Consider the following 10,562-nt stretch of genomic DNA (forward strand, 5'->3'; position numbering starts at 1 on the left):
CTACACGAGCGATTGGTTGGTATCTACATATAAGCGATCTCCATTTCGCAATCGTGGAGATCGTCAGTCTACCTTAAAAGTAGCACCTAAATCTCAGCAAGCACCCATCAAGTCAACCAAAAAATCGCGGCTAAAATAGTAATGCTAAAAACAGATCGATCGTCAGACACCGAATCGATCTAAGATAATTCTAAAATATATACGGATAAGTCTAAAGCATTTCAGGTTCCGACTCTTGCCCTTTCCCCTTTCCCCTCCCGCACCATTCACTTTAACGAAACACTAATCTATGAATATTTCTATGTATCAGGCATCGGTACCACCGATCGTACGATCGTTAAATAATTTAATAACTATTCTCGAAAAAGGCGATCGTTATGCTATAGCAAAAAAGATCGAGAGCAGCATTTTGATAAATAGTCGCCTTTATCCAGATATGCATCCATTAAGCAAGCAAGTTCAAATCGCCTCCGACGTGACGCGCCGAGGAGTGGCTAGACTCGCGGGTTTAGAAGCACCTTCGATGGTGGATAACGAACAAACTTTTGCCGAACTAATCGATCGAACTAAGCAGACAATTACTTATCTAGAAACGATTGCGCCAGAACAAATCGATGGTTCTGAAGCTAGAACGATCGTCTTACCGATGGGTAAAGAATCAATTACGCTTCAAGGAATGCCATATCTGAATGTGTTTATTTTACCAAATCTCTATTTTCACGTTACTACGACTTATAATATTCTCAGACATTCTGGAGTAGAATTAGGCAAAATTGACTTTCTAGGCAAACCATAAACTCTCAAATTACACATATAAATAGGTCGATCGATATGTCTCGGTATTGGTGGTGGATTGGTAGTGTGGCGATCGGATTGAATTGCTTATTCGGGCAGTCGGCGATGGCTTTGTCGGCAGTAGAAGTTGGGAAAATTGCTAAGTCGGTTACGGTGTCGATCGATAGCGAAAATTCGGTCGGATCTGGTGTTGTAATTAAAAAAGAAGGCAATACATATACAGTTTTGACTGCCGCTCATGTCGTCAGAAATCGTCAGCAAGAATTTAAAATTACTACCCCCGATGGTAAAAATTACCCGCTAGTAGCAACTAATATTAAAGCGACAACCGATGTCGATTTGGCGGTCGTTAAATTTACTAGTACTGCTAATTATCCAATTGCTAGATTAGGAAAAGTCGAAGCAGCGAGCGAAGGCTCAGTCGTCTATGTAGCCGGATTTCCATTGGCTACCACCGCAATTAATAACTCGATTTACAATTTTACGGAAGGGAAGGTAACCGCTAATGCCAATCGTCCGCTAACGGGGGGGTATTCCCTCGTTTATAGCAATAATACTCTCCCCGGAATGAGTGGAGGGCCAGTATTTAATGATGCTGGAGAAACGATTGCCATTCATGGTAAAGGCGATGTGCAAGAATCTATTCAAACCTCGAAGATTAATGAAAATATTCGGGTTAAAACGGGGTTTAATTTAGGAATTCCGATCGATACCTTTATGCAATTAGCTGGTAAACTAGGTGTAGATTTCGGCGGTAAGCCACCGATTATCGTCGCCATAAAAACACCTAAAGCTCCGCAAGCTGTAGACTTTTTCTTAATTGGGGTCGATCGATTCAATCGTGGTAATCTCGGCAGTTCGATCGATGCAATGAATGAGGCGATTAAATTAAATCCTAAATATACCAAGGCTTATCTAGCTAGAGCGGCGGCTAATTTTATGTTCGATCGACGAATTGGTGCGGCTTTGTCAGATGCAGATTTAGCAATTAAAAGCGATCCTAAATTGGGAATTGCCTATGCAGCCAAATGCTTTTTCTTGAGCGAATTTGGCAAACAAGGAGAAGCTTTAGGCGTTTGCGATCGGGCGGTTGAATTAGCTCCAAAAAATGCGATGGCGTATAATGTGCGGGGACTAGTCGCACTCAGACTCAAAAATTATGCTGTCGCCACCGCCAATCTCGATCGGGCGATTTCCCTACAGGAACGCTCCGCGAACGAGATCGATCCCACTTTTTATTATGCTTATAACAATCTTGCGATCGCCAGATCCGCACAAGGAAACATTCTCGAAGCTCTCAATCTCGCCCGTAAAGCCGTCCAAATTGCCCCTCAATCGGCAGGAGCGCGCTCTTTGTTAGGACAAATGCTAGTGATAAATCGGCAGTATCCACAAGGCTTAATGGAGCTAAATCGCGCCCTCGGTACGAATCCGAAACTAGCTCCAGCTTATCGAGCTAGAGCAGTTGCCAATCGAGCATTAGGAAAGCTCCCCCAAGCCCAACTAGACGAACGATTGGCAAGTCAATTTGCAATGAGTACTCCCGACGGTTTAATCGATGATATTAGCTTTTTGAATCAATGATTTTGGGAATTTAATCTCATTCAAGCTAGATAAAGCCTTGCTGCGATCTTGTTTTCCTCTGGAAAGATTGGTGTATTTAACCACCGTTTCTCTAACTAAGATCTTGCCATCGCGTCTGAGCGAGAACAATCTTGGCGTTAAAATATACGTATCTCTACCGCGTGTTGCAGTATAAGTACCATTTTTAAATGATACATTGTCGATCTGAATTTTTCCTCGCTCGGATTGTTCGGGAGTATCGTTTGTTTTAGCGGCATAAAAGCTCATGTTTTTACGATTTGAGCCACCGCAAATTGCAATATAATATCGCTTGGTTCTGGCGACAGCATATCCAGCCGCATAAGCTTCACATCCATCGGCATCGGAGTTTTGAGCCTGAATGTTGGCTACGATCGGCTTTTGGATTTCGACTTTAGGACGATTCGATTGAGATGAAAAGGCTAGATCTGTGTGAGTCAACAATAAACCGAAGATTATTGTCAAACCAAATTTTTCGCAAAGTTCAAATTTACTCATATTAGTTATACAATTCGATCGGCTAGATTGAAGAACTCCAGGGGCTACTGTTAATCAGAACGCAAAAGTCGGTAAATTGTTCCTCATCGAAGCGAGAAAGCTAAATCGCACATGGTTACTCAGTAATTATCCCGTGATGTTTTGCGTACTAAAGATCGAGGAAACAGATTGATAAAGATCGCTGTCTCAATCTCATGACTGAATTTTCTGCCTCCAGTCGATCGCCACATCACCAATCCTCAATCCTGCTGCATCTATCTAAATTTAATGAATTATCAAAAACTAGCTTTAATCCCGATCGCACTCTTTTCCACGCTCGTCTTTGCGCCCAGAATCGTTTACGCAGCACCAGCAAACAATCGCATCGTCCAACAACCAGCCAGCGATCTTACTAGCTCAAAATTTGTCAATCGCGGTACCGAAATTTTTTTAAATGGTAAAACCTTAAATATCCCGTGGGCGCAATGGCAAGTTGGCAATACCACCCGATTGGGAATTAGCGATACCGCCCTCGATCGCCAACTCGGAGTAGTATTATTTAGTAATAGCAATTATCGCACTCAACCGATCGATTGGTATCGATCGGCCAATTCTACACCAGTTATTACGAATGCGAAACTTAGCTCTCAATATCGATATCTAGATATTACCGATCTCGCCAGAAAGAGCGGTTGGCAATGGCAATTAACAGGCAACAAACTGCAACTCAATACCCCAGCCACTAGGGTAACAAATGTCGTCCGCGATACCACTCCTAAAAATGGCAAAATTACCGTCACATTAGATCGACATACACCCTGGAAACTCAGCCAAACCCCCACCGAAGGTTACCTGACGATCGAAGCTACCGCCGATCCAGCCTTGCTCACTCAACTCAATGCCCCACTGCCAACCCTCGATCCCAATCTCGATCCCGATGACGATCCTACCGCCCAAAAATTAGAATATAAAATTACCAGTAGTAAAAATCAAACGATCGTTCAATTCCCGATCGTCAAAGGACAACGAGCGGGCGCAAAATTATTATCGCCAACCAGTCTCGAAATTAGGATAAATAGCAACCTTGCTAATATTCCCGATCGCGAAATTAATTGGGCACCAGGACTAAAATGGAAACAAAAATGGGTCAAATTAGGCATACATAATTTCCCTGTCAGCTATCTAGAAATCGATTCGCGTCAAAAAGGCATTAAATTTAGACCGATGCTTGCTGTCGAACCCAGCCTCGTCGGTACCAACCATCTGATTAAATTTGCCCCCACCACCCCCATCGTCGCAGCCATTAACGGCGGCTACTTCAATCGCAACAATCGGATGCCCTTAGGTGCCCTCAAACGTGATGGCAAATGGTTATCTAGCCCCATTCTCAATCGCGGCGCGATCTGTTGGAACGACAAAGGTAAAATCCAGATTGCCCGCTTGCAGATGCAAGAAACATTAAATACATCCACAGGCGATCGCATCCCCGTACTCGCCCTCAATAGTGCCCACATTCAAGCCGGATTCAGTCGCTACACCACCGAATGGAGCAGCACTTACACCCCCATGCAAGCCAACGAACTAATTTTCACAGTCCAACAAGATAAAGTCACTCAAATTACCCCAGGTAACGCCATCGGCAGCGTCAACATCACAATTCCCCCCAACGGCTATTTACTGACCTTGCGGGGGCAAATAGAGCTATCTGGGAGCCTGCCGATCGGGACTAACTTAACCCTCCAACAGCAGATTACCCCGCCCGAATTTGATAAGTACGCTCAAATTCTCGCTGCTGGCCCCTGGTTGGTACGATCGAGCCAAATTGTGCTCGATGCTAAAGGTGAAAATTTTGGAGTGAATTTTAGTAAAGAAGCCGCCGTCCGCAGTGCGATCGGCACTAATAACACGGGGAATACGCTGATCTTTGCCGTCCACAATCGCGCTGGTGGCAAAGGGCCAACATTAGGAGAAATGGCACAATTAGTCCAACAGATGGGTGTTGTAGACGCGCTCAACCTCGATGGCGGGAGTTCTACCAGTCTCTATCTCGGCGGGCAATTAGTAGATCGCGCCTCAGCCACAGCCGCACGCGTGCACAATGCGATCGGGATTTCGATAGAGGGGGATTAGGGAGCGGGGAGCGGGGAGCGGGGAGTAAGAATATTTGCTACGTTCGTTACCCGCCCGCTGAAGTGCGGGCTAGTGGCTCAAGTCCACTGAAGTGGACTAAAGAATTTGATAGTCCACTTCAGTGGACTTGTGTTGTTAGCCTGGGGATGAATCCCCAGGCGGTTCTGGCTATCTACTCCCCGTCTCCCCGCTCCCTTCACCGAAACATCGTACTCTCGATCCTAAATTCCAAAACCTGCCCTTCTTCGCTGCCAAATTTTAGGTGCATTCCTGACTGGAGCGGGAATTCTCCTGAATGTACCCTCATCCATTTGCCTTCGCCATCGAGAACATAACTACCAAAGCGAGAAGAATCGCGGAGATAATATACCCCATTAGTCAGATCGTTCATCGATGGAGATCGATAGATAATTTCCGCATGGCGTTGCGATACCCAGGGTTCGACGATTACTAAGTCATTATCGCTAGATCTACCGACGCGCATTAAGCCGCAACTAATCGGAAAATCGGGATGAGTATGAAAACTCAAAGATCGCATATATGCGGCGGGAATCTTTTGCGGAACTGAGGGAATCTCGGTAATTGCTTCAGATAAAGGACGAATCAATTCGCCATTAAACTCTGGATGCATGTACAGAATCGGCAAAGTCCACGCAGGTTGATTGAACTTATATAAAATTAACAGTTGTTGGCGAGCGATCGCGGCGGCTTCGTCGATACTCAGTCGTTGTGCCAATGCCTGTGTAAAAGTCTGAATAAAGCTCAGAGCCTCGCGATCGGCGATCGTATCGCGCATTGCTAGTACAGCGGGTACGCCATAATGTAGCAACACTTCTGCCAGACTGCTGCGCGGAACAGCTTGTTGCTGGTGCTGATATGGTTGCGCGCCCCAACAAGAATTAAATACTGCTAATTTGACCCCACACCGGACGAGTAATTGGGCTAATTCCGTGCCATTAATTCCCCCCAGATCGTTGAGAATCAATAATCCCCCTTCTGGTGCGGGCATTCCGTGTCCGGCATAGAAAAATACATTATATTGCTGACTTTCGAGCTTGGCAATCAGCTCCGATGGAGTCGGTTGCACCAAAGTATCGACTTGACAACCCGCTGGATTGAGTCGATTGGGCGGATTGAACCCGCTGGGCATAGTATTTCGTAAGGCTTGAGCGATCGTCGCGGACTCTTGCTGGAGATCTAACTGAGGGCTACCAGGAATATTTTGTCCTAGTACTAGCAAGATTTTAATCGATCGATCGAGTCGTTGGGGGGGCAAGGGATCGACATCGCTATTCGTCCGACTGAATAACACCTGTCGATCGAGGCTGATTGCGGGTTTACCGGGCTGTGGCTGGATGATTTCCCATGGTAATGGAATTAAGTCCGGATCGCGAACTTCGACGCGCAGACGGAGCAATTTGCCCTGTCCGATCGCCATTCCCTGACTTTGCGCGAAGGCATTACCTACCTGTTTGCAAAATAACCACTGCCACAAACTCAACCCCAAATGCTGCATCAAGTTAGCACTATAAATTTGCGGTTGCGGCGCATCTACAGGCGTAACCGCATCCAGATCTAGTTCGGGAATGCTGATATCTTGATGACACGGCAAACAATAGGGTCTACTTCCCGGACTAAATAAACCTTGCCATCCCAACCAAGCTTGAGATAGTTCGATCGTCCAATGACAATTTTCAATTACATAGCCGCCAGGATATGGTGCTTTAAGCACCCACACCGCATAATTATTATCTGGTGCGGTCGTACCCAAGCGGGCAACTGCAATATTTAGAGAAGGATGTTCATCCACGGATAGAGGTCTGAAAATAGGGGTTGAGAATGTACCAACGGCAGCGACGATCGTTAAAATAGATGTTAGTAGAGGACGATCGCATCCAGTGTCATTATCGACGATCGTCTAACTGTTGTCACGAGTGTTAGTAACATATGGATCGTTACGCCGCTGCGATCCGCATCAAAATTGGCGATCGAACTCCCGTTGACTCCAGATCTGAGTATACTTTCACTGTATGGTTATTCTCCAATTACTTACCCTATGGGCTTAATTGAATTACTACTTTTATTGGGTATCGGAGCAGGAGCGGCAGGGTTCATCTCTAAATCCAATCGACGCAAACGCCTAGAAGCTGCTTTCTACCAACTATTACGACAACAGGATAGTTCGATTTCCTTGATTCAGTTGATGGCAATTTCGCAAGTAAGCAGTCAAAATGCCAAAATTTTTCTCGACGAGCAAGTGCGACTGCTTGATGGTTTTCCCGAAGTCGATGACGATGGCGACACCTTCTATCGATTTCCGAAATTAAAACTCCCAACCGCGATCGTTAATGATGATTGGTAGATTTAGGCTTTAGGCTTTAGGTTTTAGGGGAAAGGGGAAAGGGGAAAGGGTTTAGTAGAACTGCGTTCTATAGTTTTTCTCCCCCCACACTCCCCACACCCCTCCATCTCCTTTGTCCCCCAGTCTCCCCGTCTCCCCCGCCCCCAACTCCCCACTCCCAAAAGTGAGCCAAAGTGGTACGTTTAGAAACAACCAGAAGGCTGATGCTACTAGGCTTGAGGGAAAATTAAGGAATGTAATGTTTTCAACGCGGGGGCGGGAGTAGGTACCAAATCGGGATTATGATGAGAGAAATTGTAAAGTTTCGTAAGAAAATAACTTTAAACATATGTCTCTTCCATTATTAGAATATGCTCCTTCGAGTCAAAATACTCGCGTTCGTGGCTACGAAGTGCCTGGGGACGAGCAGCCGCGCGTTTTCTCGACAGATAACTTACTATCTTCAGGTGAGATCGATATTCTCATTGGAGCAGCTTATCGTCAGATCTTCTTTCATGCCTTTGCAGCCGATCGCGAAAAGTTCCTAGAATCTCAACTCCGTAGCGGTCAAATTACCGTCCGGGACTTTATTCGGGGATTATGTTTATCCAACACTTTCACAAATAGTTTCTACAACCTCAACAGCAACTATCGGTTCGTCACCCATTGCGTTCAGAAGGTGCTAGGACGCGACGTATACAGCGATGCGGAAAAAATTGCTTGGTCGATCGTCATCGGCACTAAAGGTCGTGCTGGCTTCATTAACGACCTACTCAATAGCGATGAATACCTAGAAAACTTTGGCGATAGTATCGTCCCCTTTCAGCGTCGGCGGGTATTACCTTCCGGTGCTAGTGAATTACCATTTAATATTCAATCTCCTCGCTACGATGCCTACTATCGTGGCAAGCTGGGGTTCCCCAAAGCTTCTTGGCAAGCTGCTGTGCGTGGATATACTCCTCAAGAGAAAAAAGCCAAGGCAGGCGATCCTTCGCTATATTTATCAATGGCAAAAAGTCTGGGCAAGATCGGCAATCAGCCTCAATCGATCTCACCTTACAACATTGACTACAACAGTCTAGTCCCCCGTCGCTAATTGCGGCAATCTTTAGATAAGATAAGAGGCTTTCGATCGATTACTTTGCCTATGGGTTAAGCGATTCGATCGAAAGCCTCTTTTTAGATCGCTAGCTAAAAGTTTCTACTGATGTAGGATTTAGTAAAAATGCTGCCGATCGATTGGCAGTTGCTTCAGACACCTGAATCTGAACGAGTTCGATCGAGCTATCTGCAAGCAAGAAATCCCGAACTTTAATATTATCGCCACTATTAAATGTCGTCTCATAAAACACTTCGCGAATCCCTGCCGAAATGATAATTTTCAGGCAAGATAAGCAGGGTTCTAAGGTAACGTAAATACTCGCTCCGCCCGTGGAAATACCGTGTTTGGCAGCTTGCGCGATCGCATTTGCTTCGGCATGTACCGATCGAGAAGGAAGAGTTTTACTAGCATTACACGCACTCAATTCGGGATAACAAAAGCCCTGAGTCGTACAATGTACCGAACCCGATGGCGAACCATTATAACCTGTCGATAAAACTTGGCGATCTTTAACGATTACTGCTCCGACAGGAAATGCTAAACAAGTAGATCTCGTGGCGGTCAATTTTGCCAACATCATGAAATATTCATCCCAAGTCGGACGCGAAGAAATATCATACATTAGGTATTAGGTATTAGGTATTAGGTTTTAGGTATTAGGCTTTAGGTTTTAGATTTATTTATACACAACGATATAAGCATTAGTAGATTATCAATGGCTTTGGTGTATATATTTGGAAAGTGAAAGATTTTTTACCTGCCATAGTATCGGAGAAGCTATTAATAAAATGAGGTGGTAAATACGGCTCAAATTGTTTGTCGATCGATTCTGGATTGCGGGGAAAGAATGTATCGCAATCATAACTTTCATCTAGGCGAGAAAGATAGATGATGTCAAGATTGACTAGATTGATTACCTGTTGATATAGGTTGGCTCCGCCACAATAAAATACTTTAGCGTCTGTTGCTAATTCGATATTTTTACAATTAATATCGTTAGTAAAAGTTAATTCTGAGGCTAAATATTTATCGGTAAATCGCGATCGATACTGCTCTGCTTGCGATGTCACAACTATATTTTGTCTGCCTTTTAATGGTGCTTTCTCTCGATCGAACATGCCATCAAAAGTCTTTCGTCCCATCACGATCGTATTACCCATCGTCAGATTCATAAATAGTTTCAAATCGGCGGGATAATGCCAAGGCATATAACCATCTTTACCGATGCCACCATCTTTATCGATCGCGGCAATTAAAATTCTTTGCATTATTATTTATTTTTAAACTGCTACAGGTAATTTAATAAAGGCACCATGTTGATAATTGACTAATTGAATCCGATCGATATCATCATAAGTGAGATCGAACATCGATCGATCGCCCAATTGACTCAAATCTAATTGCGGTAATTCATAAGTTTCTCGACTAGCATTGCGATAAGGTTCGACATGATCCACATATACATGTGCATCGGTAATTGAGTGATAAAAATCTCCTGGTTCTAAGTTAACTTCTCTACAAATTAATAATAGTAGTAATGAATAGCAAGTTAGATTAAATGGATTACCCACGCAATGATCTGACGACCGCTGATGAAGATGTAAATTTAATTTACCACCTTGATAATTTAACGTAAAACTATGATGGCAAGGTGGTAACTTACTCATCGTCGCATTCGGTGGATACCAAGCGGTAATATGTAGTCTACGCGATCGAGGATTACGTTTTAACTCATCGATCGCCCATCTTAATTGGTCGAAACAAGGAATCGCGATCGACTCTTTTGCATCAACGATTAAATCGTGCCGATATTTACTATCGGCTAAATTAATCAATACCTCACCATCGCATAAATAGTTGCTATCTTCGCGCCGAATTGGAGTTTCATAATCGGGCACTGGATAATATCGCCAAAACCTACCATAAGCAGTTTCTAAATTGCCATCTGCATCGCTCCAAGCATCCCAAATTTTGGTATGTTGTTTGAGGTTGCGAATATGCGGTTCGCCGGATAGATACCAAATCATTTCTGTCACCAAGCTCCGCCATTGAATCTTTTTGTGAGTCAAAATCGGGAAAGCTTGGGCTGATACAGTTAGTCGATAACTCAATCCG

10 protein-coding genes are annotated in these 10,562 nt (G+C 44.4%); 5 read left to right on the forward strand and 5 right to left on the reverse strand.

Annotation, left to right across the window (positions count from 1 at the left end; all coding sequences use genetic code 11):
- Positions 1-289: 289 nt before the first annotated feature.
- Positions 290-796, forward strand: coding sequence for a DUF1993 domain-containing protein (locus RMO79_RS18200; RefSeq protein WP_310484657.1), 507 nt, complete (start codon positions 290-292; stop codon positions 794-796).
- A 35-nt stretch (positions 797-831) separates the two neighbouring features.
- Positions 832-2,379 carry a trypsin-like peptidase domain-containing protein gene (locus RMO79_RS18205; protein ID WP_310484658.1) on the forward strand — a complete coding sequence of 516 codons (1,548 nt, stop codon included), beginning with the start codon at positions 832-834 and terminating at the stop codon, positions 2,377-2,379.
- On the opposite strand, the gene RMO79_RS18210 is transcribed toward RMO79_RS18205, so the two are convergent.
- Positions 2,347-2,895, reverse strand: a complete 549-nt coding sequence (locus RMO79_RS18210; RefSeq protein WP_310484659.1) for a hypothetical protein — start codon at positions 2,893-2,895, stop codon at positions 2,347-2,349. The genes RMO79_RS18205 and RMO79_RS18210 overlap by 33 nt on opposite strands.
- A gap of 267 nt (positions 2,896-3,162) precedes the next feature.
- Here RMO79_RS18210 and RMO79_RS18215 point away from each other — a divergent pair, with 267 nt between their 5' ends.
- Positions 3,163-5,004: a phosphodiester glycosidase family protein gene (locus tag RMO79_RS18215; protein ID WP_310484660.1), complete on the forward strand. Its 1,842-nt coding sequence runs from the start codon at positions 3,163-3,165 to the stop codon at positions 5,002-5,004.
- 196 nt (positions 5,005-5,200) lie between these two features.
- Here RMO79_RS18215 and RMO79_RS18220 read toward each other — a convergent pair whose 3' ends face one another.
- A complete protein-coding gene (locus RMO79_RS18220) occupies positions 5,201-6,814 on the reverse strand; it encodes a CHAT domain-containing protein (protein WP_310484661.1) in 1,614 nt (537 codons plus the stop codon).
- Positions 6,815-6,985: 171 nt separating this feature from the next.
- On the opposite strand from RMO79_RS18220, the gene RMO79_RS18225 reads away from it, so the two are divergent.
- Positions 6,986-7,366 (forward strand): hypothetical protein, encoded by a 381-nt coding sequence (locus RMO79_RS18225; protein WP_310484662.1) that lies wholly within the window; start codon positions 6,986-6,988, stop codon positions 7,364-7,366.
- A 328-nt stretch (positions 7,367-7,694) separates the two neighbouring features.
- Complete coding sequence (locus tag RMO79_RS18230) at positions 7,695-8,441, forward strand: phycobilisome rod-core linker polypeptide (RefSeq protein WP_310484663.1); 747 nt, start codon at positions 7,695-7,697, stop codon at positions 8,439-8,441.
- A 91-nt stretch (positions 8,442-8,532) separates the two neighbouring features.
- On the opposite strand, the gene RMO79_RS18235 is transcribed toward RMO79_RS18230, so the two are convergent.
- The 3 genes from RMO79_RS18235 to thyA form a co-directional block, all read right to left on the reverse strand.
- Positions 8,533-9,069 carry a dCMP deaminase family protein gene (locus tag RMO79_RS18235; RefSeq protein WP_310484664.1) on the reverse strand — a complete coding sequence of 179 codons (537 nt, stop codon included), beginning with the start codon at positions 9,067-9,069 and terminating at the stop codon, positions 8,533-8,535.
- 79 nt (positions 9,070-9,148) lie between these two features.
- A complete protein-coding gene (locus tag RMO79_RS18240) occupies positions 9,149-9,715 on the reverse strand; it encodes a dihydrofolate reductase (RefSeq protein ID WP_310484665.1) in 567 nt (188 codons plus the stop codon).
- A gap of 12 nt (positions 9,716-9,727) precedes the next feature.
- A partial coding sequence (gene thyA, locus RMO79_RS18245) for a thymidylate synthase (RefSeq protein ID WP_310484666.1) occupies positions 9,728-10,562 on the reverse strand: 835 nt, incomplete at its 5' end.

The organism is Chamaesiphon sp. VAR_48_metabat_403, from assembly GCF_031422475.1.
GTDB lineage: Bacteria > Cyanobacteriota > Cyanobacteriia > Cyanobacteriales > Chamaesiphonaceae > Chamaesiphon.

Bases quoted from the DNA above. Each gene is read 5' to 3' on its own strand.
- RMO79_RS18200 (WP_310484657.1), top strand. From the start codon at position 290: ATGAATATTTCTATGTATCAGGCATCGGTACCACCGATCGTACGATCG.
- RMO79_RS18205 (WP_310484658.1), top strand. From the start codon at position 832: ATGTCTCGGTATTGGTGGTGGATTGGTAGTGTGGCGATCGGATTGAAT.
- RMO79_RS18210 (WP_310484659.1), bottom strand. From the start codon at position 2,895: ATGAGTAAATTTGAACTTTGCGAAAAATTTGGTTTGACAATAATCTTC.
- RMO79_RS18215 (WP_310484660.1), top strand. From the start codon at position 3,163: ATGAATTATCAAAAACTAGCTTTAATCCCGATCGCACTCTTTTCCACG.
- RMO79_RS18230 (WP_310484663.1), top strand. From the start codon at position 7,695: ATGTCTCTTCCATTATTAGAATATGCTCCTTCGAGTCAAAATACTCGC.
- RMO79_RS18235 (WP_310484664.1), bottom strand. From the start codon at position 9,069: ATGTATGATATTTCTTCGCGTCCGACTTGGGATGAATATTTCATGATG.
- RMO79_RS18240 (WP_310484665.1), bottom strand. From the start codon at position 9,715: ATGCAAAGAATTTTAATTGCCGCGATCGATAAAGATGGTGGCATCGGT.